General features: G+C 67.8%; 22 protein-coding genes and 1 tRNA gene. 10 read left to right on the top strand and 13 right to left on the bottom strand.

What is annotated here, in order from left to right; genetic code table 11:
* Positions 1-112 precede the first annotated feature (112 nt).
* Both ACPXCG_RS10615 and cobC read right to left on the bottom strand, forming a co-directional pair.
* Positions 113-1,249, bottom strand: a complete 1,137-nt coding sequence (locus ACPXCG_RS10615; protein WP_425791775.1) for a Nif3-like dinuclear metal center hexameric protein — start codon at positions 1,247-1,249, stop codon at positions 113-115.
* A complete protein-coding gene (gene cobC / locus ACPXCG_RS10610; protein WP_425791774.1) occupies positions 1,246-2,301 on the bottom strand; it encodes an Rv2231c family pyridoxal phosphate-dependent protein CobC in 1,056 nt (351 codons plus the stop codon). The genes ACPXCG_RS10615 and cobC overlap by 4 nt, the downstream gene beginning before the upstream one ends.
* Before the next feature lie 39 nt (positions 2,302-2,340).
* On the opposite strand from cobC, the gene ACPXCG_RS10605 reads away from it, so the two are divergent.
* Both ACPXCG_RS10605 and ACPXCG_RS10600 read left to right on the top strand, forming a co-directional pair.
* On the top strand, positions 2,341-3,048 hold the full coding sequence (locus tag ACPXCG_RS10605; protein ID WP_425792101.1) for an HAD hydrolase-like protein: 708 nt from the start codon (positions 2,341-2,343) through the stop codon (positions 3,046-3,048).
* Positions 3,041-3,523 (top strand): low molecular weight protein-tyrosine-phosphatase, encoded by a 483-nt coding sequence (locus ACPXCG_RS10600; protein WP_425791772.1) that lies wholly within the window; start codon positions 3,041-3,043, stop codon positions 3,521-3,523. The genes ACPXCG_RS10605 and ACPXCG_RS10600 overlap by 8 nt, the downstream gene beginning before the upstream one ends.
* Positions 3,524-3,545: 22 nt before the next feature.
* Here ACPXCG_RS10600 and ACPXCG_RS10595 read toward each other — a convergent pair whose 3' ends face one another.
* The gene (locus tag ACPXCG_RS10595; RefSeq protein WP_425791770.1) at positions 3,546-4,547 is read right to left on the bottom strand and encodes a zinc-binding metallopeptidase family protein; all 1,002 of its coding nucleotides are present in this window, start codon (positions 4,545-4,547) and stop codon (positions 3,546-3,548) included.
* Positions 4,548-4,628: 81 nt separating this feature from the next.
* Between ACPXCG_RS10595 and ACPXCG_RS10590 the strand changes: the two genes are divergently transcribed.
* Positions 4,629-5,603: an SURF1 family protein gene (locus ACPXCG_RS10590; RefSeq protein WP_425791768.1), complete on the top strand. Its 975-nt coding sequence runs from the start codon at positions 4,629-4,631 to the stop codon at positions 5,601-5,603.
* Here ACPXCG_RS10590 and ACPXCG_RS10585 read toward each other — a convergent pair.
* Positions 5,581-6,486 carry a cobalamin biosynthesis protein gene (locus ACPXCG_RS10585; RefSeq protein ID WP_425792100.1) on the bottom strand — a complete coding sequence of 302 codons (906 nt, stop codon included), beginning with the start codon at positions 6,484-6,486 and terminating at the stop codon, positions 5,581-5,583. The genes ACPXCG_RS10590 and ACPXCG_RS10585 overlap by 23 nt on opposite strands.
* A gap of 136 nt (positions 6,487-6,622) precedes the next feature.
* On the opposite strand from ACPXCG_RS10585, the gene ACPXCG_RS10580 reads away from it, so the two are divergent.
* On the top strand, positions 6,623-7,429 hold the full coding sequence (locus tag ACPXCG_RS10580) for a spermidine synthase (protein ID WP_425791766.1): 807 nt from the start codon (positions 6,623-6,625) through the stop codon (positions 7,427-7,429).
* Between the two features lie 198 nt (positions 7,430-7,627).
* Here the strand turns inward: ACPXCG_RS10580 and ACPXCG_RS10575 are convergent, their stop codons facing one another.
* Positions 7,628-8,455, bottom strand: coding sequence for a maleylpyruvate isomerase family mycothiol-dependent enzyme (locus ACPXCG_RS10575; protein WP_425791765.1), 828 nt, complete (start codon positions 8,453-8,455; stop codon positions 7,628-7,630).
* 60 nt (positions 8,456-8,515) lie between these two features.
* Positions 8,516-9,811 (bottom strand): family 1 glycosylhydrolase, encoded by a 1,296-nt coding sequence (locus tag ACPXCG_RS10570; RefSeq protein WP_425792099.1) that lies wholly within the window; start codon positions 9,809-9,811, stop codon positions 8,516-8,518.
* Between the two features lie 154 nt (positions 9,812-9,965).
* Between ACPXCG_RS10570 and ACPXCG_RS10565 the strand changes: the two genes are divergently transcribed.
* The 4 genes from ACPXCG_RS10565 (at position 9,966) to ACPXCG_RS10550 (ending at position 13,696) form a co-directional block, all read left to right on the top strand.
* Positions 9,966-10,955, top strand: a complete 990-nt coding sequence (locus tag ACPXCG_RS10565; protein ID WP_425791763.1) for an alpha/beta hydrolase family esterase — start codon at positions 9,966-9,968, stop codon at positions 10,953-10,955.
* A gap of 28 nt (positions 10,956-10,983) precedes the next feature.
* Positions 10,984-11,862, top strand: coding sequence for an aldo/keto reductase (locus ACPXCG_RS10560; protein ID WP_425791761.1), 879 nt, complete (start codon positions 10,984-10,986; stop codon positions 11,860-11,862).
* Between the two features lie 68 nt (positions 11,863-11,930).
* Positions 11,931-12,917, top strand: a complete 987-nt coding sequence (locus tag ACPXCG_RS10555) for a helix-turn-helix transcriptional regulator (protein ID WP_425791759.1) — start codon at positions 11,931-11,933, stop codon at positions 12,915-12,917.
* 20 nt (positions 12,918-12,937) lie between these two features.
* On the top strand, positions 12,938-13,696 hold the full coding sequence (locus tag ACPXCG_RS10550; protein ID WP_425791757.1) for a putative protein N(5)-glutamine methyltransferase: 759 nt from the start codon (positions 12,938-12,940) through the stop codon (positions 13,694-13,696).
* Positions 13,697-13,743: 47 nt separating this feature from the next.
* Here the strand turns inward: ACPXCG_RS10550 and ACPXCG_RS10545 are convergent, their stop codons facing one another.
* The 4 genes from ACPXCG_RS10545 to ACPXCG_RS10530 all read right to left on the bottom strand — a co-directional run bounded on the left by ACPXCG_RS10545 (position 13,744) and on the right by ACPXCG_RS10530 (position 15,334).
* Positions 13,744-13,968: a GIY-YIG nuclease family protein gene (locus tag ACPXCG_RS10545; RefSeq protein ID WP_425791755.1), complete on the bottom strand. Its 225-nt coding sequence runs from the start codon at positions 13,966-13,968 to the stop codon at positions 13,744-13,746.
* A complete protein-coding gene (locus ACPXCG_RS10540) occupies positions 13,934-14,104 on the bottom strand; it encodes a hypothetical protein (protein WP_425791753.1) in 171 nt (56 codons plus the stop codon). Before ACPXCG_RS10540 ends, ACPXCG_RS10545 begins: the two co-directional genes overlap by 35 nt.
* A 600-nt stretch (positions 14,105-14,704) precedes the next feature.
* Positions 14,705-14,779, bottom strand: a tRNA-Val gene (locus ACPXCG_RS10535).
* Between the two features lie 117 nt (positions 14,780-14,896).
* Complete coding sequence (locus ACPXCG_RS10530) at positions 14,897-15,334, bottom strand: MarR family winged helix-turn-helix transcriptional regulator (RefSeq protein WP_425791751.1); 438 nt, start codon at positions 15,332-15,334, stop codon at positions 14,897-14,899.
* A 25-nt stretch (positions 15,335-15,359) separates the two neighbouring features.
* Between ACPXCG_RS10530 and ACPXCG_RS10525 the strand changes: the two genes are divergently transcribed.
* Positions 15,360-15,881 (top strand): cupin domain-containing protein, encoded by a 522-nt coding sequence (locus ACPXCG_RS10525; protein ID WP_425791749.1) that lies wholly within the window; start codon positions 15,360-15,362, stop codon positions 15,879-15,881.
* A gap of 16 nt (positions 15,882-15,897) precedes the next feature.
* On the opposite strand, the gene ACPXCG_RS10520 is transcribed toward ACPXCG_RS10525, so the two are convergent.
* The 3 genes from ACPXCG_RS10520 to ACPXCG_RS10510 form a co-directional block, all read right to left on the bottom strand.
* On the bottom strand, positions 15,898-16,389 hold the full coding sequence (locus ACPXCG_RS10520; RefSeq protein ID WP_425791747.1) for a peroxiredoxin: 492 nt from the start codon (positions 16,387-16,389) through the stop codon (positions 15,898-15,900).
* Positions 16,386-16,817 carry a DUF3052 domain-containing protein gene (locus tag ACPXCG_RS10515; RefSeq protein WP_425791745.1) on the bottom strand — a complete coding sequence of 144 codons (432 nt, stop codon included), beginning with the start codon at positions 16,815-16,817 and terminating at the stop codon, positions 16,386-16,388. Before ACPXCG_RS10515 ends, ACPXCG_RS10520 begins: the two co-directional genes overlap by 4 nt.
* A gap of 98 nt (positions 16,818-16,915) precedes the next feature.
* The gene (locus tag ACPXCG_RS10510; protein WP_425791743.1) at positions 16,916-17,578 is read right to left on the bottom strand and encodes a hypothetical protein; all 663 of its coding nucleotides are present in this window, start codon (positions 17,576-17,578) and stop codon (positions 16,916-16,918) included.
* A gap of 208 nt (positions 17,579-17,786) precedes the next feature.
* Between ACPXCG_RS10510 and aceE the strand changes: the two genes are divergently transcribed.
* Complete coding sequence (gene aceE / locus ACPXCG_RS10505; protein WP_425791741.1) at positions 17,787-20,606, top strand: pyruvate dehydrogenase (acetyl-transferring), homodimeric type; 2,820 nt, start codon at positions 17,787-17,789, stop codon at positions 20,604-20,606.
* Positions 20,607-20,696: the final 90 nt, after the last annotated feature.

Here is a 20,696-nt window from a genome sequence, read left to right as displayed (position 1 = left end):
GCTCTCGTCACCAATGCCTCATCCCTCTGCTGTTCTCGTGCCCGATCGCCGCCGACAGCGGCAGATGGGTGCCCCACACGGTACGCGCCCGGCCACGGCCGGGAACACCGCGTCACGGCCGGCCGACGACGGCGAACGGGTCGGTCGGCTCGCGGTACACCGCGACGTCGACAGCGAGGGACTCCGACAGCAGGGTCGCCGCCTGCCCACACCACGGGAACTCGGTCGCCCAGTGCCCGGCGTCGACGAGAGCCGGCCCGCCGCGGCGGCGACTCTCGTCGGCCGGGTGATGCCTCAGATCCCCGGTCAGGTACACGTCGGCACCGACCGCTGTCACCGTGTCGAGCAGTGAATCGCCTGCACCGCCGCACACGGCGACCAGCTCGACGCGGGCGTCGAGGTCTCCCGCCACCCGGACGCCGGACGGACTGCTCAGACGCTCTGCCGCGCGTTCGGCGAACTCTCGCACCGTCATCGGGGAAGCCAGTCGTCCGAATCGTCCGAGACCCACGACGTCTGCGGTCTCGGCCAGTTCGAGGATGTCGAAAGCCGGTTCCTCATACGGATGTGCACCGCGCAACGCGGCGAGGACCGCTGCCCGCAGACCTCGCGCCGCGACCATCTCGATCCGGTCCTCATCAACGCGAGTGCGCTCCCCGATGACCCCGATCGCCGGATTGGCCGCGTCCTGGGCCTCGAACTGTCCGGTGCCGACCACCGACCACGAGCAGTCGCGGTATTCTCCGATCGCACCGGCGCCGGCCGCGAACATCGCCTCGCTCACCTGCTCGGCGTTGCCCTCTGGCACCATCACAACCCATTTGTCGATGGGCGCAGCAGGTTTCGGGTCGATCGGGACGGTGTCGACGAGGCCCATGAGTTCGGCCAGCGCATCGGACACCCCGGGCCGCGCGCTGTCGGCGTTGGTGTGCGCGGTGAACAGAGCGATCCCCGAACGGATCAGACGATGGATCAGCCGTCCCTTGACGGTGTCCGCCGCAACAGAATCCACTCCGCGAAGCAACAGCGGATGGTGGGCGACCACCATCTGTGCACCCGATTCGACGGCCACGTCCACCACGGCGTCGGTGACGTCGACGCACACCAGCACCGATCCGACGGGCTCGGTCGGATCCCCACAGACGGGGCCCACCGAGTCCCATGGCTCGGCGAGCCGTCGGGGGTACGCGCGATCGAGCACCTCGATCACGTCCGCACCGGTCACGTTCGCAGCGGCGGATATGGTCATGATCCGAGCTCCTCTCGTACTTCGTCGATGGCCGCGATCAACGACCGGGTGGTCGCCGCATCGCGCACCGCAAGCCGCAGGTGCCGGTCGTCGAGCCCCACGAAATTCGCAGCGCTCCGGACGGCGAATCCCTTGTCGCGCAATCGTCTCTTCATCTCGAGGGCGTCGGGCATCGCAGTCAGCACAAACGACGCGCTCGGTGCCACGCAGACCTCGATCCCCGCGGCGGTCAACTGCGCCACCATCTCCGCCCGGTCTGCCGCGATCACCTCGGCCTGCTCGCGGGCATACCGTTGCCCCTCGGGGCCGACGCATTCGGTCAGCGCGGTCAGTGCAAGGGTCCCGAGCGGCCACGGACGACGGCCGACGGTGAGCCGCCCGATCACCGCCGCCGCGGCGAGCAGATAACCGGCTCGCAGGCCGGCCAAGCCGAATGTCTTTGTCACGCTTCGGATGACGATCACGTCTTCGGCGCGGTCGCCGGCGATCGACGCAGGCTCACTCTGCCGGGTCCCTGGATCGAGGGTGATGTCGGCGAATGCCTCGTCGACCACCACCAGCCGCCCCGGCCTCCGCAGACTCTCGATGGCGGACACCGGATGCAGCACCGACGTCGGGTTGGTGGGGTTGCCGAGCACCACCAGATCCGCGTCGTCGGGCACCGCGTCGGGCACCAATTCCCACGGCGGCGGCAGGACCACGTCGGTGATCGGTACCCCCGCGGACCGCAGGGCGAGTTCGGGTTCGGTGAACGACGGCTGGATCAAGGCGGCATGCCGGGGCGCCAGGCGCGGCAGCAACTCGAACCCCTCGGCGGCGCCGGACAGCAGGAGCACCTCGTCGCGCGGCCTGCCGTGCGCCGCCGCGATGGCGGTAATCGCCTTCTCCTGATCGGAGATCGACGGATACTGCGCCAGATCGCCGATCCGACGTGCGATCGCGTCACAGATGAACTCCGGCGGGCCACTTCGCACGTTGACCGCGAAGTCGACCAGGCCGGGTTCGGCGTCGGCATCGCCGTGACGATGCCGCGCGAACAGCCCCGATGTCATAAATCACCAGCCTACGTGCACGATGGAACAGTGACCGACATGCCTGAGGCCGCCGACGTCCTGCCCGCCCGACCGGATCCCGCAGACCCGGCCACCGTCCTGCTCATCGATCTCGACGGCACCATCACCGACAGCTTCACGGGCATCGCCAACAGTTTCCGGCATGCGCTGGCCGAGGTCGATGCCCCTGAGCCGGCCCCGGAAGTGATCGCGGGCATCGCGGGCCCACCGATGATCGACACCCTCACTGCCATCGGCCTCGATCAGGAGACCGCCGATGCGGCCATGCGCGCATATCGCCGGCGTTACACGGATGTCGGTTGGCTGGAGAACTCCGTCTTCGACGGCATGCCCGGTCTCCTCGAAGATCTGGCCTCGACCGGACGCACGCTGGCCGTGGCGACCTCGAAAAACGAAGGCACCGCCCGAGCCATCCTTGATCATTTCGGGCTGGCCCACCATTTCCGGTTCATCGCGGGCGCCAGCGACGACGGCACCCGTCGCGCCAAGTCCGACGTAATCGCGCATGCCCTCGCCCAATTGGGGATCTCGGCAGACCCCGCCACACATGTGACCGATACGCCGGTGGTGATGCTCGGTGACCGGGCCCACGACGTCGAGGGCGCAGCGTTGTTCGGTATACCGGCGATCCTCGTGCGTTGGGGCTACGCTCTGCATGGGGAGGACGACGCGGCCGCATGGACGGTCGGGTCGATCGCACATCTGCGCGAGGTACTTGGTGTCTGAGCAACTACACGTGTGTTTCGTGTGCACCGGCAACATCTGCCGGTCGCCCATGGCACAGAACATCTTCCGCTCGGCGCTCGACGACGCCGGGCTATCGGACCGCGTCCGGGTGACCAGCTGCGGCACGAGCGGGTGGCACACCGGCGAACCCGCCGATAATCGAGCGCGCACGGAGTTGCTCGCCCACGGCTACTCCGATGCGCACGTGGCCGCACAGCTCTCCCCCGTCCATTTCGACGCCGACCTGCTGGTGGCGATGGACGCGGGGCACGTCCGCGAACTGGAGCGCAAGCGTCTCGGCGACCGCGTACGACTGTTGCGCAGCTTCGACCCGACCGCCGGACCCGACGACCTCGACCTCAACGATCCCTTCTACGGGACGGGTGAGGACTTCGCGATCACCCGCGAACAGATCGAGAGCGCCGTCCCGGGACTGTTGGCGTGGGTACATGCGACGCTCGAGGAGTCCGAGTAGTCCGCGGTGGACCCGCCGCGGCTCAGCCGGGCAGAACGAGGTTGTGGACGAACCGGATCTTCTCGAGGACCCGCTCCGGAAGGACGAACGGGTAGAGATCGGGATGCCCCATCGAGCGGTTGATCTGGTTCAACGCCCAAGTGAGCGGTAGCCACCACTCCACCAGCTGATCGAAACCGACGTCCCCCGGCAGGACACTGTCGAGCGTCGAACCGGACGGTGCCATCGCGAACGCCGCCGCGGTGTCCAGGGTGTCGCGGATGTGCAGATAGTGCGCGAAGGTCTCGGCGAAGTCCTCCGCGGGGTGCATCGTCGCGTACGACGACACGAAGTTCTGATGCCATCCCGTCGGTGCGCCCTCGGAATAGTGCCGGTCCAACGCCGCCTGGTAGTCGTCGTTGGGATCGCCGAACAGGTCCTCGAACGCCTGCCGAACCGTGTCGTCGACCAGAACGGTCTGGTAGTAGTGGCCGATCTCGTGCCGAAAGTGGCCCAGCACGGTGCGGTATGGCTCGTCGAGTTCGACGCGCATCTGCTCGCGGTGCACATCGTCGCCCTCCGCGAGGTCAAGCGTGATCACCCCGCTCGCATGTCCCGTGGTCACCGGTTGCGTGGCACTCGACAGCAGGTCGAACGCGAGCCCCGTCGCTGGTTCCTCGTCGCGCCCCTGGATCGGAAGGCGCAACTCGTCGAGTTCGAGAACCACCCGACGCTTGGCCGTCTCCGCCCGGCCGAACTCCACCAGCGCGTCGGTGTCGTGGTCACCCGGCCGCGTCCGGGTGAGCCGGCACGATGTGCACAGACTCGGCACGCCCGACCACGGAACCAGCCAGTTGCACTGTGCCACTTTGTTGTTCGTGCATCGCTCGAGAAGCTGGCCGTCGACTTCGACGCGGCCCTCGTCGTCGAGCACATAAATGGTGCGTGCCGGGAGCCAGAATCCCAATGCGCTCTTGCAGTGCAGACACAGGCTGTTCTCGAAGGAAAGACGCTGGCCGCACTTTCGGCAGAGGAAATCTCGCATTTCGTCCACGCTACCCTGGGCAGCCCTGTTTTCGGTGGTGGCCGCGTATGTGCGGCCTCGGCGGCTCGGTACCGTTGAGGTGTGCGCGTGGTTCGGATGTTCCTACGCCCCGGGTGGATCGCCCTGGGTCTGGTCGTCATCGCCTTCGCGGTCCTCTGCTTCACCCTCCTCGCCCCGTGGCAGCTGGGTAAGAACAGTGCCACCGAGGAGCGCAACGACCTGATCAAGTCCGCGATGTCCACGCCCTCGGCGACCTTGGGATCACTCGCACCTCCGGGTGCGGCGTTCAAGCCCACCACGGAATGGCGCGAGGTGACCATGACGGGTCACTACCTCACCGATCGCGAGGTCCTGGTCCGCCTACGTTCGGTGGACGAACGGCCCGCCGTGGAGGTCCTCACCCCGTTCGCCGCGACCGACGGTTCCCGCGTGGTGCTCGTCGACCGGGGATTCGTGCGACCGGACCAGGGCGCACTGCCCGACGTTCCCACCGCGCCGAGCGGCGAGACCACCATCACCGCACGCATCCGTGCGAGCGAGGGAACCAGTCCCGGCCGCGGCGCCCACGAGGAGGGTGGCACGCGGGCCGTCTACACGATCGATCCCGCCGAGGTGGGCCGGGCCGTCGACACCACCTTCGACCCGTTCTATCTCCAACTCTCCCCCGACCAGCCCGGCTCGCTGGGCGAGATCCCGCTACCGCAGCTGGAATCCGGCCCATACCTGTCCTACGGGCTGCAGTGGCTGGCCTTCGGCATCATGGCGCCGCTCGGTGCCGGGTACTTCATCTACTCCGAGATCCGCCAGCGCCGGCGCAACACCGCGGCCGCCGTGTCCACCGACGAACAACCCGACGGGACCTCGCCCGTCGCTCCCGCGGCCGAGGACGCCGAGTCGGCGGCGCCGCGGAACCGCCGGGCACGCGTCCGCGCCGACCTCCGTGAGGCAGGGGCCGCGTCGGGGGCCCGACAACGCGGCCAGATCGGCTCCGGTCCGGACGCCGAAGACACGTCGGCCGACGTGCGCGCCAAACTCAGCGACCGCTACGGCGGCTGACCAGGAGCACCACCGCCGCCGCCCCGACGGCCGCCGCGGTCTGGACACGGCGGGACAGGACGACAGCGGCACGCAGGTCAGATGTCCGGGGCGCGGGTCCGTCGCCCAGCAACGGCCGCTGCTCGACACCGTAGGGATATTCGGTGCGCCCACCCAGCGTGACCCCGAGCGCGCCCGCGAACGTGGCCTCCACGACGCCGGCGTTGGGACTCGGATGTGCACCCGCGTCGCGGCGCCAGGCCCGCACGGACCTGGCGGGAGCTCCGCCCAGCACGACCGTCAACGCTCCGGTGAGCCGCGCGGGCGCCAGATTCGCGAGGTCGTCGAGACGCGCCGCCGCCCATCCGAACCGCCGGTACCGTTCGCTACGGTGCCCGACCATCGCGTCGAGTGTGTTGACCACGCGATACCCGATCAGCCCGGGCATCCCGGCGAATGCCGCCCAGAAGAGCGGCGCCACCGTGGCGTCGGACGTGTTCTCGGCAATCGATTCGAGAGCGGCACGGACAATCCCCGCCTCGTCGAGAGCCTCGGGATCTCGTCCACAGAGGCTGGGAACCAGCTGTCGCGCGCCCTCGATGTCCTCGGAGTCGAGCGCATCGGCCACCGCGTCACCGACCCGGATGAGCGTGGTGCCACCGAGCACCGACCAGGTGGCGAGTGTCGTGATGACAGTCCTGGTCCCGACCGCGGGCACCCGGTCGGCCAGCTCTCCGACCGCCCAGCCGGCCCCGAGACACACGCAGGCGAAGACCGCCCCCGCCGGGCGATTGTCCCGGTAGAGCACCCGTTCGGCCGCGCCCGCCGCGCGCCCGATCCCGGCCACCGGGTGCCACCGCCGCGGATCGCCGAGCAGGCGGTCGGCCGCGACCCCGGCAAGCAGGCCCAGCGCGACTCCCGCATCGCGGTGGCGGGTCAGCGATGGACCACGACGACGGGTCTTGATGCGGCCGGACACGGAGGCGATCGTATCCGCGGGCGAGCCGGCGTCTCGTCCGGCCCGCATAGACTCACGGGCGATGGCCAGAACCCGCCCAGAACCCGTCGCCGGGAGGCACTCGATCGACACCGGGGTCGCCGAGTTGTCCCGCGATCCCATCGCGGGCGGGTGGTTGCTCACGATCAACGGGGCCCAGAGTTCACACATCCACCCGGACCCAACGGTTCTCGATTTCGAGTACATGCGCCAGATGGCCGCGGTGATGGCAGACCGCTACGGCGCCGACGCGTCATTGCGCGTCCTGCACCTCGGTGCCGCCGCGTGCGCCCTGCCGCGGTACCTCGCGGATCGTCAGCACGCCACACGCCAGGTCGCCGTCGAGATCGATGCCGAGCTGGCGCGGCTCGCCCGCGAGTGGTTCGACCTCCCGCGAGCACCTCGGCTACGAATCCGCGTGGGTGACGGCCGCGAGGTCCTGACCACCCTGACCGAGCACACCCGCGACGTGATCGTCCGGGATGCGTTCGCGGCCGCCCGCACACCGCGGCACCTGACGACAGTGGAGTTCACCGAACAGGTCCGTCGGGTCCTCGCGCCCGGCGGACTCTACCTGGCCAACTGTGGCGACGGCCGCGACCTCACTCTGGCACGCGCCGAGGTCGCGACCGCGGCCGCCGTTTTCCAGGATGTCGCCCTCGTCGCGGATGCCGCGATGCTCAAGGGTCGCCGCACCGGCAATATCGTGCTGGTCGCCGCGGACAGCCCGATCGACGACACCCCGGAACTCATCCGCGCGCTGCTCAGCGATCCCCAACCCGCGAAGATTCTGACCGGCCGGCGGGCGCGCGAGTTCGCCTCGGGCGCGATCATCCGCGACGATCACTGACGGCTTCGCGCCCGGCGCGGCTCGCGCAACGTCAGCGCATCGCAGGCGCGACCTGGACGTTTGTCCCGGTCGTCATCCGGCCGGATGACAAGGGATTTCCTCTGGTGAAGTGCCACGTCTGGACAGCGGATTCGTATCGAACAGACGTTCGCCCGGACAGACGTACGCCCGAGCAGGGCGACTGCCCCGGGTCCAACCTCAGATGACGTAGTCGAGGTTGTCGAGGATCGCGGTACCGAGCGCCCGGTCGCCGTCGATGGCCACCCGCCCGGGGTCGGCGGTGCGCCGCCCCCCGGCCAGTCGGGCGAGGTCGCGCGCATCGAGAGTGAGCGCCACGTCGGCCGACTGATCGCCGCCGGCGAACTCGTCGACGGCCACCGCGCGATCCCCCACCTCGATACGTATCGCGCGCGAGACCACGCCGCCGATCCGCATGAGCACCGACGTCCCTTTCGGCGTGGCGGCCCGCTTACCCACCACGAACGGCAGGGACGCGGCGATCTCATCGAGCGCGAGCTCCGCGGGAACGGCATCGGTCGGGGCCGACCCGTCGGTGCTGTCGCGGATGTCGATCTCGTGCATCCAGCAGTCGAAGACCCGGATCCGCATGAATCTGCCGTAGCTTTCCGGGCCCGCGGGGGTCACCGAGTCGGCGTCGAACTCCTCCTGGGTCATCCGCGTCAGCATGTCGGTCCGGACCGCGACGATCTCGCGATAGGCGGCCATCACCTCACCACGCGACGAGCCACGGAAATGGTCGAGCCATCTCTCGTTGAGTTCGCCGATCGGGTTGCGCACATGGTCGAGCGCGCCGACGTCGCGGCGCGGTTCCACCTCACGTCCGGCGAGCATGCTCTCGGTGCCGATCACGTGCGCGATGACGTCGGCCATCGACCAGCCCGGCAGCACCGAGGGCGCCGACCACTGGTCGTCGGACAGCGACGTCGTCAACGCGTCGAGTGTCGCCCATTCGGCGGTCAGGGCGGTGACGATGGATGAGATGGGCAGTGAGGTCTTGGCAGCCACAGCCGTCCTCCTGGTGATGTCGGTCGATCGGACGGCGTGTGGGCTGACGCTGTCCGCGGATCAGTGCACGGGTTCGACGCAACTGGCCGGTGCGGCGACGAGCGAACAGTACTCGGCCGGACGCGTCGGACGATAGTTCGGTGGCACGCCGTTGTCGGCGGTGATGCGCCGGTAGGTGGCCACCGCGTCGGTGGGTCGCCGCGTCAATGTCGGGTCCGACGTCACGTTCACCGTGTAGAGCCCGAATCTCGGTGTGTAGCTTCCCCATTCAAAGTTGTCGGTCAGACTCCAATAGTTGTACCCGATCACGTTCATACCGTCACCGCGGGCCCGCTGCAGCCAATAGACGAGGTCGCGCAGGTGATCGCCACGGCGGTAGCCATCGGCTCGGGCGGCACCGTCGCGGGTGGGCATGCCGGACTCGACCACATACAGCGGCTTGCTCGGATACCTGCGGCTGTAGTGCCGTAGTGCGTAGTACAGACCGTCGGCCGACACGGGAGCCAGCCAACTGTCGTCGGTGAGCGCATGCCAGGCACCGGTGTTCGCGGGTGAGATCGAGTAGTAGTAATCGATGCCGATGAAATCGAGGGTGTCGGCGACACGATCGACGAACTGCGTGTCGAGCACCGGTTCGACCGTCGGGACGTAGGCGACGTTCGACGACACCATCGCCGAAGCGTCACGGCCGTGGATGTAGCGATAGATCTCCCGATGCACCCCGACGAGACGATCGAGCATCGCCGGGACCTCGGGCGCCGCGATCGCACCGGTCCGGAGTTCGTTCGTCACGTACACGGTGGGTTCGTTGATGGTGATCCAGATCGGGTGATACCGGCTGTAGCGGTCGACCACGCGGCGCGCGTTGCGCAACCACCATGCCGGGGTCGCCGGGTTCGCCCAGCCGCCACGATCGGCCACCCAGCCCGGATACACCCAGTGATCGAGGGTGATCATCGGTCGCATACCCGCGGCGACGATGGCGGCGATCATCGCGTCGTAGTAGGCGATCTCGGTGCGGTCGAGCACGCCCGGGCGGGGCTCGATGCGCGCCCACTCGATGCCGACGCGATACACCTTCACACCGAGCGCCTTCGCCAGCGCGATGTCGCCGCGGTAGCGGTGCCGGAAGTCGACCGAGGTGCCGACCCGATCATGCGTGGCACCCGAGGCGACATAACGCCGCCAGTTGCTGTCCGGCGAGAAGCCCTCGCTCTGGAACCCCGATGACGAGACGCCCCAGTCGAAGTCGCGGGGCAACGCCGCGGGCGCCGACGATCCGGCGATCACTGCGGGCGCGCCGATCGCGGCCGGGATCCCCGGTGCGGCGACCATCACGATCGTGGCGGTCACCATCGCAATCAGCACGGCCAGGCGGGGATGGCGACCCAATGGGGTGTCGGCGGTGAGCACGCGCTCAGAATGTCAGATCGCATGCACCGAGGTACGGATTTGGGCGTCCGGACCACTTCCCGCCACCCGTCGCATGCCCGACAACTACAGTGATGCGGTGCACGACAACCCCCGCACTCGTCGACGGCGCGGCACGTTCGTCTGGAGCGTTCTCGTGGCGGTGGTGACGATCGTCGGGGCCGGTGCAGCATCGGCCCCGGGAGTGACGGGTCAGGCCTCGGCGTCTCCCGCCGATCCGCGGCCGGCGGCCGGGTGCCCCTCGCTGCGAGCGGGCGACACACTCAGCAGGTCGGTCACCGTGCGTGGGGTGCGCCGGACGTACCGGATGCACGTTCCGACGACCTACAGCGGCCGGCCGGTGCCGTTGGTCCTCGCCTTTCACGGCCGCGCCGAGCGCGGTGCGACCTTCGAGCGCTACACAGGTCTGTCCTCTCTGCCCGCGATCACGGTGTACCCGGACGGGCTGAGCGGCGCCGACGACAGCACCGCCTGGGAGGGTGCGCCGTACTCGTCACCGCGCGCCGACGACATCGCGTTCACGCGCGCCATCCTCGGCGCGGTGCGATCGAGCGCCTGCGTCGACCGGAATCGCACCTATGCGGTCGGACGATCCAATGGCGGCGGCCTGGTGGCGATGCTGGCCTGCCGGATGCCGCGTGAATTCGCCGGCTTCGCCACGATCAGCGCGGCGATCTACACCCGCACATTGCAAGGATGTTCGCACGGTCCGCCGATCTCACTGGTCGACTTCCACGGCACCGCCGACGGGGTCATCCATTACGGCGGCGGCACCAGATTCCACGCGCGCTATCTCTCGACGCCGGCCTGGTTGCGGACCTGGTCCGCCCGGGCCGGGTGTGCCGACACCACGGTGACGATCCCGCTGAACTCCGTCGTCGATCGTGTTTCGTGGCCGTTCTGCGCGCATTCCGGTCACGAGATCGTGCACTACCGGATCCGCGGCGGAACCCACCGATGGCCGGGTTCGATGGGGAATCGAGTGCTCGGAAGTGCCGCCGATACCGTGTCGGCAACACAATTGCTGTGGCAGTTCTTCATGACTCACCCCCTCTACGGTTCGTCGTGATCCGACGCTTCCGGCCTAGCCTGGAGGCATGAGTACAGATCTCCCGACCATCGAGCTCACCACCGGCGCCCTGATCCCCCAGCTCGGTCTCGGCGTGTGGCAGGCCGACGACCGGGACACCGAGCACGCCGTCGGGTATGCCATCGGCACCGCGGGCTACCGCCACATCGACACGGCAGCCGCCTACGACAACGAGGCGGCCGTGGGGCGCGGGATCGCGACGTCGGGAGTCGACCGTTCCGAGATCTTCGTGACCACCAAACTGTGGAATGCCGACCATGGTGCCGATCGGGCACACGCGGCGATCGACGCCAGCCTCGACAGATTGGGCCTCGACCACGTCAACCTCTACCTGATCCACTGGCCACTGCAGGACACCGCACGGATGGTCGAGACCTGGCGGGCCCTGATCGAGATCCGGGACTCCGGGAAGGCCACGTCGATCGGTGTCTCCAACTTCGAACCGCACCATCTGACCGCGATCATCGACGCGACCGGCCAGGCACCCGCGGTCAACCAGGTGGAGCTGCATCCCCGTATGGCGCAGCGAGAACTCCGTGCGTTCTGCGCCGACCGTGGGATCGCGGTGGAGGCCTGGAGTCCCCTCGGCGGCAGCGGTGCCGGCTGGGGCGTGGATTCCATCCCGAACACACTGCTCACCGACCCCACGGTGACCCGGGTCGCCGAACGCCACGGCCGCTCGACCGCCCAGGTCATGATCCGATGGCACCTGCAGTCCGGCGTCATCGTGATCCCGAAATCGGTGCACGACGAGCGCATCTCCGCGAACATCGACGTCCTCGACTTCGAGCTCGACGACGACGACATGGCCGAGATCGCGACACTCGACACCGGTGAGCGGGTCGGCGCCCACCCCGACGAGCTGAACCTGGGCGCTCCCGACTAGGGGGTGGCATCGGCGACGCGTCGGCATTGAGGTCACCATCTGTCCGCAAAAGGCGGCAGGATGAATCCATGTTGGAAACGTCGGCCCGATTGCTGGCTCTGCTGACCTTGTTGCAGACGCGGCGCGACTGGTCGGGCGCGGATCTCGCCCGGCGCCTCGAGATCACCACCCGCACGGTCCGGCGGGACATCGACAAACTCCGTGAGCTCGGCTACCCGGTCGACGCGACGGTCGGCGTCGGCGGCGGGTACCGACTCGGCGCCGGAGCGGAGATGCCGCCGCTACTCCTCGACGACCAGGAGGTCCTCGCCGTTGCCCTCGGGCTCAACGAGATCACCACGGGGTCGGTGGCCGACATGGCGGATGCGTCGGCCGGCGCCCTCACCAAACTGCGTCAGGTGATGCCGTCGCGGCTGCGCCACCGACTCGATGCCCTGACCATGGAGGCGGTCCCGCGCGAATCGCGCACCTCGGTGTCGGGGGACGTGCTCACCGAGATCGCGACCGCGTGTCATCGCAGCGAACGCCTGAGATTCGACTACCGGCGCGGCGACGGGGCGGAGAGCCGCCGGGAGGTCGAACCATACCGATTGGTGCGGAGCGGTTTGCGTTGGTATCTGGTCGGCTGGGACCTCGGTCGTGAGGATTGGCGATCCTTCCGCGTCGACCGGATGGAACCCAAGACGCCCACCGGACCGCGTTTCATTCCCCGGGACCTGCCAGAAGGGGGTGCGACCGGGTATCTGACGCGCAGCCTTGGTGCGGTGTACCGGAAGGCGTCGGCGCGCGTGCGGATCCACGCACCGATGGACGTGGTCGAACCCATGGTCGACGCGGCATGGGGCACCATCGAGGCCGGCGACGATCAAGGCTGCGAACTCGTGCTGTTCAGCACGTCGTTGGTGAGCATCGCCCGCTGGCTGCGGGCGTTCGAGGCCGATTTCACCGTACTGGGCCCGCCGGAGCTGGTGGACGAATGCCGAGTGGCGGCGCGGTATCACGATGACCTGGCCGCGCGCTATCGACGAGCCGTGGACGGGGCAGCTTCCCGGTGAACCACGCGTCCGCAGAAACCTTGTCTCGCACCGTCTCCCGACTGCGAGACGCGGGCTGCGTGTTCGCCGAGGAAGAAGCGGACCTGCTCATCGGCGACGCCGCCGACGACGCCGAACTGGAGGACCTCCTCGGGCGGCGGGTCGCAGGCGAACCGCTCGAGGTGGTGCTCGGATGGATGATGTTCCGAGGCCTTCGGATCGAGGTCGATTCCGGCGTCTTCGTCCCCCGGCAGCGGACCGCATTCCTCGTCCGGCAGGCGCTGGCCGTCACGCGGCCGGGTGCGGTGGTCGTCGACCTCTGCTGTGGCACCGGTGCGATCGGCCTCGCGATCGCCACCGAACTGCCCGGCATCGAACTCCATGCCTGCGACATCGACCCGGTCGCCGTCCGGTGCGCATCGCGTAACCTATCGACCGTCGGCGGTGCGACGTGGTGCGGGGACCTCTTCGATCCGCTACCGGGTCGGCTCCGCGGCAACGTCGACGTCGTCGTGGTCAACGCTCCCTATGTGCCGACCGCCGAGATCGCGATGATGCCGCCCGAGGCCCGCGACCACGAGCCCCGGCACACGCTCGACGGCGGTGGTGACGGTGTCGATGTCCATCGTCGGGTCGCCGGCTCCGTCGGTCGCTGGCTGCGGCCGGGCGGGCACGTGTTGATCGAGACAGGTGATGTGCAGTCCCGACTGACCGCCGAAGCGCTCTCCGCTGCGGGACTCGCGACGACGATCGCATCGTCGGAGCAGATGTGGGCGACGGTCGTGATCGGGCAGGCCTGAACGATGCCGACGTCGGGTAAAGGATTGAGTCAGTGTCGTAGCTTCCGTTAGCCTCGGTCGGCTATGTCGATGAACGCCTGCCGACGTTCGGCAGGACGGCCTTCTCCCTCGCGCCGCTTTGCCGCCTCCCTGAACGCGGTCAGTCTCGGGTGGAAGGCGTTCGCCTTGTTGCCCATCAGGTTTAGCGGCAGATCAAGTTTCTCGATCAGCTCGTCCTCGAGTACCCACGGCTCCGGCCTATTGGTCCACGACACGAAGGCGTGCTCGGCCATCCACTCGGATAGCACCCACTCCCCCATGTGAAAGTGCATCCTGTTCCTGACCAACGCGGCGAAGCTCGATCCCCAGCGTGGGGGCGAGCAAGCACCCCAGAGACAGCCGAAGGGGCGAGCCGGCCGCATTGCCCATGTAGTGGTAACGGATACGTTTGCGGATGTTTCTGCCGGCTCGGCGGCTTCCCGTTGGCCGGCGACTTGCTCGGACTGATCCCCGCGTAGAGCAGCACGAGACCGTCCCGCTTCTCGCACCGAGCCGTGTCGATCTCATCGAACGGCAACGCGTCGAACCACCAGCCGTAGACACCAGGTGCCGCCTGGGGCGGGTTGGCCAGCACCTGGTCGCGCCGACAGATCCTTGCCCCGAGGTAGTCAAAGTGCGAGTCGATCATGTTGAGCATGTTGTCACGGGCCGCTGACTGATCTGGTGGTACAACCTCACCGTGACTGACGACCGCATTCCATCTGTCTGACCAACAACGTCCCGCCGAAACAGGTCCACACGTGGATGGGACTCCACAGCCTGAAGCTCACGGGCTAGTCAACGGACGGGTGTTGCCGTCAGAAACCGACTGCGGACTGACACTCGTCGATCGGGCAATCGGCGACGATGAGAGCAGCAGGTAAGGGCAAGTAATGATCTGCGCAGGTTTCGCTCCGCGGTCCAGCTGCGGACTGCGAGCCAGCACGGCGACACGTTTGCGGCGCGTTAGGGAGTTCAACTGCACTCATTTGGTGCGCGCAAAGGGATTTGAACCCCTGACCGCTGGTGTGTAAGACCAGAGCTCTACCGCTGAGCTATACGCGCGTGACTGAACACCGATGTCGAGACCGGCGAACACCAAGACATGAATGTAATGGCTCACGGGCCCCAGCCCAAACCCAGAGCCCAAAGCTCCGGCCCAACCGGCGGCCGAGTCACCGATCAACCGGGCGGCTCGCTCAACACCCGACCCGCGCGGGCGAGCAACGCGCGCAGCTCGTCGAGGCCTGCCGCCCCGATCTCGTCGCGAAGCCGGCCCTCGACGAGCCGGACCTGTTCGGCATACTGCGCGACCGCCTCGAATCCACGAGGCGTCGCCCTCACCAGCCGCGCGCGACGGTCGGCCGGGTCGGTCACCACCTCGACCAGGCCCAGCTCCCGCACCTTCCCGACCATCTCCCCCATTGCCTGCCCGGTCATCCCCGCCGCCGTCGCCAGATCACCGATGCGGCTGCCCTCCGGATCCAGGTACCGGAACACGGAAAAGTGGGCAGGGCGGATCCCGTCGACTGCCAGATCATCGAGCACCCGGTCCTCGAACCCACGGGTCACCTCCACCAGGAGTCGCAAGAGCAGTCGGGGCGGATCTTTCGTCGCCATAATTATCAAGGTAGCCTTGGTAATTATGGACGGCAACACCCTGACCTTCCGTGACGGACACGTCATCGAGGTCATCGGGACGACCTCGGACGGCGACGGGACCGTCCTCACCCTGCGCCATGAGATCCCGACGCCGGGCCGGATGGCCGGGCCGCACTGGCATCCGAACCTCACCGAGTCATTCCAGGTGCGACGCGGACGGATGCGCTTCCGGATCGACAAGAACGACCTCGAGCTCGGCCCCGACGACGAGGTCACCATCCGGCCACGCCAGGTGCACGAGTTCTGGACCTTGGATCACAACGTCGAGGTCGAGCATGCGATCCGCCCACCCGCGCATCATCGCGAGATGTTCGAGACCTGGCATCGACTGGACGCCGAGGGCCGCACCAATCGGTACGGCATCCCTCGCAATCCGCTCGACCTCGCGACCCTGTGGGAACTCCAGGACGGCTACCTCGCCGGCATCCCCGCGTGGCTTCAGCGGCTGGTGTTCCCACCGCTCGCACGGCTGGCCCGGCGCACGGGACGGGTCTCGATCGCCTGATCCGAGATGGGTGCCGCTACCGCGCGGCGAGCAGCGCCTTGTCCCACAACGCCTGCTCGCGTGCTTCGCCCGGGCCCACCACATCGGCGAACGCGACCGTCCCGTCACTCTCGATCAGGAAAGTCCCGCGGTTCGGGTAACCGTTGTGTTCGTTGAAGACGCCGAACGCCTCGGCGACCGCACCATGCGGCCAGAAATCCGACAAGATCGGGAACAGGAACCCCTGCGCCGACGACCACACCTTGTGTGTCGGCGGCGGCCCGACCGACACGGCGACCGTTCGTAGCCCCTCGTGGTCGAACTGCGGTTGGTGATCCCGGATGTAGCCGAGTTCACCCTGGCATGTCCCGGTGAACGCCAGCGGGAAGAACACCACCAGCACCTTGCTGTCGGCCCGGAGGGCAGACAGCAAGGTTCGCTGGTTGTTCTGGTCGCGGAGTTCGAAGTCGGGAGCGGCATCTCCCACGCGCAGCGGCGACGTCGGGAGGATCGTGCCCTCCCCGCTCATGTGCGTTTGCGGGTCTTCGGCTGCACCAGCCGTGACCCCGACCATCCCCCGAGACTCATCACATTGGTCTGTGTCAGGCCGGCCGTCGGCGCGGACTCGGCGATCTCGCTGGGATCGACATGTCCGTCGGTGCCGGTCTTCGGTGAGAAGACCCAGACGTATCCGTCGTCGGCCAAAGGTGAGATGGCGTCCATCAGTGCATCGACCAGGTCACCGTCGCCATCACGCCACCACAGCACGACGACGTCGACGACGTCATCTGCGTCCTCATCGACCATCTCACCGCCGATGACGTCTTCGATGTCGGCCCGCAGGGCGTCGTCGGTGTCTTCATCCCAACCCAGTTCCTGCACCACCATGCCGGACGTGAATCCCAGCTGGTGGGCGTTGTTGCCCCCAGCGCTGCTGGACTCTGTGGCGGCTACCACCGCGTGCGACCTCCCTGCCATGCGAATTCGACTGTCAGCTTAGGGAACAGCCTAAATGCTCAGAGTGCAACCCGAACAGGGGGCAGGCCGAATGCGTCTCACGGGGTGGCCGAGGTCGTGGGCGGCGCAGCGGGCGCCGACGACGGGCCGGCGCCGGCCGCATCGGACGTGGGCACCGGGGACGCCGCGACGGCCGGCGGCAACGGGAGGTAGACCGAGCATGCGTTCAGCGTGGCCTGCTTGTCCCGGGTCCATTGCACGGCAATGGGATTGAGACCGTCGAGCTGACGCTGTCCGATGGCGGCACCCAGTCGCCCGGTGGAGTCGAGGAACCGGTTGGTCGGGGCCGCCACGTCGGTGGGAGTCGCCTCGGTCACCTGTTCCCGGATCAGGTCGGCCCCGGCGATCAGGCTCGCGCGCGCCTTGTCGTCGAGGTCTCCCACGTCGCTGTAGGCGTGGACTTCGGTGAGTCGACGCACGAACGTGTTGTACCCGCGGACCATCACGACCATCGACGACATTGCCTGGCGGCACAGTTTGCTCGCGTCGTCGCGGCCGGCGGACTGACGCGACGCGGCGACGTCGGAGCTGTAGGCGGCCACCTCGCCGGGGGCCGCGGACCCGCTTCCGTCCACCGACGACGAGCATCCCGCCGCGGATGCCGCGAGGAGGATCACGGCGCAGATCATCGTCGCCGCAGTTGCCCCCGGCCGTCGTCGACCGGCCCTGCGCGCGGTGCTGCTCCTGCCGGTGTCCCGCATTGCGCTCCTGACCCACGAGTAACCAACACCAGAACGCTACCGCAGGTCGCGGCGGGTGGCAGCAAGGTTGACCACCCGATGCCAGCACAAGTGACATGGGGCACGATGTGAGGGGGACGCCGCGGTCCCGACATCATGGGAGCGGCCCCGTGTCATCGCACGCCGGACACCACCGTGAATCCGGCCGACCGAGGGAGTAGGCATAACAGTGACCGACCAGGCAGACCGTACAACGACCGCCAATCAGGCCAATGGCTCCAAGCCGGCAAAAACCCCCGCCGGCGGTGATCGCAACCGCGTTCGCGTCATCCGCGAGGGAGTCGCGTCGTACCTGCCGGACATCGACCCCGACGAGACCGGGGAATGGCTCGAATCCTTCGACGACCTGCTCGATCATGCGGGCCCGGCTCGCGCCCGTTACCTCATGCTCCGACTCCTCGAACGCGCCGGCGAGAAGCGTGTCGCGATCCCGTCGCTGACATCGACCGATTACGTCAACACCATTCCCACCGAGAACGAGCCCTGGTTCCCCGGCGACGAGGAGGTCGAGCGACGTTTCCGCGCCTTCATCCGCTGGAATGCCGCGATCATGGTGCACCGCGCCCAGCGACCTGGTGTGGGAGTGGGCGGACACATCTCCACCTACGCGTCGTCGGCCGCGCTCTACGAGGTCGGCTTCAACCACTTCTTCCGCGGTACCGATCACCCCGGTGGCGGTGATCAGGTCTTCATCCAGGGTCACGCCTCCCCGGGCATCTATGCCCGCGCCTTCCTGGAAGGTCGCATCGACGAGGCCCGCATGGACGGCTTCCGTCAGGAACACAGCCATGCCGGAGAGGGCGGCGGCCTGCCCTCGTACCCTCACCCGCGGCTCATGCCGGAGTTCTGGCAGTTCCCGACGGTGTCGATGGGTCTCGGCCCGATGAACGCGATCTACCAGGCTCGTTTCAATCACTACCTGCACGACCGCGGCATCACCGACACCTCCGACCAGCACGTGTGGGCCTACCTCGGCGACGGCGAGATGGATGAGCCGGAGTCACGTGGTCTGGCCAGCTTCGCTGCCACCGAGGGCCTCGACAACCTCACCTTCGTCGTCAACTGCAACCTGCAACGCCTCGACGGCCCGGTCCGCGGAAACGGCAAGATCATCCAGGAGCTCGAGTCGTTCTTCCGGGGCGCGGGCTGGAACGTCATCAAGGTCGTGTGGGGCCGCGAGTGGGACTCGCTATTGCACGCTGACAAGGACGGCGCACTGGTGAACCTGATGAACAGCACCAACGACGGCGACTACCAGACCTACAAGGCCAATGACGGCGCGTTCGTCCGCGAGCACTTCTTCAACCGGGATCCGCGTACCAAGGACCTCGTCAAGGATCTCTCGGACGCCGAGATCTGGAATCTCAAACGCGGTGGTCACGACTACCGCAAGATCCACGCCGCCTACGCCTCGGCGGTAGCCCACAAGGGCCAGCCGACGGTGATCCTCGCCAAGACCATCAAGGGCTACACGCTCGGCAAGCATTTCGAGGGGCGCAATGCGACCCACCAGATGAAGAAGCTCACCCTCGACGACCTCAAGGACTTCCGCGACAGCACCCGAATCCCGATCACCGACGCACAGCTGGAGGAGAATCCCTACCTGCCGCCCTACTACCACCCGGGGCCGGACTCGCCGGAGATCCAGTACATGCTCGACCGGCGCAAGACCCTCGGCGGTTTCCTCCCTGCACGGCGTACCACGTCCAAGGTGCTGAAGCCCGACGTCAGCCGGGCGCTGAAGACCGCGGGCAAGGGATCGGGCAAGCAACAGGTCGCCACCACCATGGCCCTGGTACGAATCTTCAAGGATCTGTTGCGCGACAAAGAGATCGGCAACCGAATCGTGCCCATCATCCCGGACGAGGCGCGCACTTTCGGGATGGATTCGTGGTTCCCGACCCTGAAGATCTACAACCGCAACGGACAGCTCTACACCTCCGTCGACGCCGACCTCATGCTCGCGTACAAGGAGAGTTCAGAGGGCCAGATCCTGCACGAGGGCATCAACGAGGCCGGGTCGGCGGCGTCCTTCACCGCGGTGGGCACGTCGTACTCGACCCACGACGAACCGATGATCCCGCTCTACATCTTCTATTCGATGTTCGGTTTCCAGCGCACCGGTGACAGCCTGTGGGCCGCAGGTGACCAGATGGCCCGGGGGTTCGTCATCGGCGCGACCGCCGGACGGACCACCCTGACCGGCGAGGGACTCCAACACGCGGACGGCCATTCGCCGCTGCTGGCCGCCACCAACCCCGCGGTGGTGTCGTATGACCCCGCGTTCGCGTTCGAGCTCGGCCACATCATCGCCGACGGGCTCAAGCGCATGTACGGTGACGAGCCCGAGAACGTCTACTTCTACCTGACCGTCTACAACGAGCCGATCAGCCAGCCCGCGCAGCCGGAGAATCTCGACGTCGCGGGCATCCTCAAGGGCATCCACCGATTCACCGACGCCCCGCAGGGCAAGGAGTATCCCGCCAGCATCCTGGTGTCGGGCGTGACGATGCCCGATGCGCTGCGCGCCTCGGAGATCCTCGCCGAGGAGTGGAACGTCGGCGCCAACGTCTATTCGGTCACCTCGTGGAGTGAACTCGCCCGCGACGGCATCCGGGTCGACCGCGCAGCGGTGCGCGAACCCGCGGTCGATCACCCACGGCCCTACCTGACGGAGCTCCTCGCAGAAGTCGCCGGCCCGGTGGTCGCGGTGAGCGATTACATGCGCGGGGTGCCGGAGCAGATCCGGGCCTACGTACCCGGCACGTATCTCACCCTGGGCACCGACGGCTTCGGCTTCTCCGACACCCGGCCCGCGGCCCGGCGGTTCTTCAACGTCGACGCGGAGTCCATCGTCGTGGCGGTACTCGTGGCGCTGGCCCGCGACGGACACATCCCGTTCACCGTCGCGGCCGAAGCTGCGGAGAAGTATCAGATCACCGATGTCGCCGCGGCCCCGGAACAGACCAGCGATCCGGGCGTGGCCTGACGGCAATCGCACGTTTGCCCATGCGTCGGGCGCCGCGGCCCGGGGACGGGGGCGCCGCCGGGGGGGAGGGATTGTCGGGGGGCGCGTGGA

Source organism: Gordonia sp. DT218 (assembly GCF_049847105.1).
GTDB lineage: Bacteria > Actinomycetota > Actinomycetes > Mycobacteriales > Mycobacteriaceae > Gordonia.
This window is presented reverse-complemented; position numbering and strand designations above follow the sequence as displayed.

What these genes read in the sequence shown, in the direction of transcription:
- ACPXCG_RS10595 (WP_425791770.1), bottom strand. Translation starts at nt 4,547, where the DNA reads ATGCGAGATTTCCTCTGCCGAAAGTGCGGCCAGCGTCTTTCCTTCGAG.
- ACPXCG_RS10540 (WP_425791753.1), bottom strand. Translation starts at nt 14,104, where the DNA reads ATGGGCAATGCGGCCGGCTCGCCCCTTCGGCTGTCTCTGGGGTGCTTG.
- ACPXCG_RS10510 (WP_425791743.1), bottom strand. Translation starts at nt 17,578, where the DNA reads ATGCGGGACACCGGCAGGAGCAGCACCGCGCGCAGGGCCGGTCGACGA.
- ACPXCG_RS10560 (WP_425791761.1), top strand. Translation starts at nt 10,984, where the DNA reads ATGAGTACAGATCTCCCGACCATCGAGCTCACCACCGGCGCCCTGATC.
- ACPXCG_RS10545 (WP_425791755.1), bottom strand. Translation starts at nt 13,968, where the DNA reads ATGGCCGAGCACGCCTTCGTGTCGTGGACCAATAGGCCGGAGCCGTGG.
- ACPXCG_RS10605 (WP_425792101.1), top strand. Translation starts at nt 2,341, where the DNA reads ATGCCTGAGGCCGCCGACGTCCTGCCCGCCCGACCGGATCCCGCAGAC.
- ACPXCG_RS10615 (WP_425791775.1), bottom strand. Translation starts at nt 1,249, where the DNA reads ATGACCATATCCGCCGCTGCGAACGTGACCGGTGCGGACGTGATCGAG.
- ACPXCG_RS10555 (WP_425791759.1), top strand. Translation starts at nt 11,931, where the DNA reads ATGTTGGAAACGTCGGCCCGATTGCTGGCTCTGCTGACCTTGTTGCAG.
- ACPXCG_RS10525 (WP_425791749.1), top strand. Translation starts at nt 15,360, where the DNA reads ATGGACGGCAACACCCTGACCTTCCGTGACGGACACGTCATCGAGGTC.
- cobC (WP_425791774.1), bottom strand. Translation starts at nt 2,301, where the DNA reads ATGACATCGGGGCTGTTCGCGCGGCATCGTCACGGCGATGCCGACGCC.
- ACPXCG_RS10520 (WP_425791747.1), bottom strand. Translation starts at nt 16,389, where the DNA reads ATGAGCGGGGAGGGCACGATCCTCCCGACGTCGCCGCTGCGCGTGGGA.
- ACPXCG_RS10570 (WP_425792099.1), bottom strand. Translation starts at nt 9,811, where the DNA reads ATGGTGACCGCCACGATCGTGATGGTCGCCGCACCGGGGATCCCGGCC.
- ACPXCG_RS10530 (WP_425791751.1), bottom strand. Translation starts at nt 15,334, where the DNA reads ATGGCGACGAAAGATCCGCCCCGACTGCTCTTGCGACTCCTGGTGGAG.
- ACPXCG_RS10580 (WP_425791766.1), top strand. Translation starts at nt 6,623, where the DNA reads ATGGCCAGAACCCGCCCAGAACCCGTCGCCGGGAGGCACTCGATCGAC.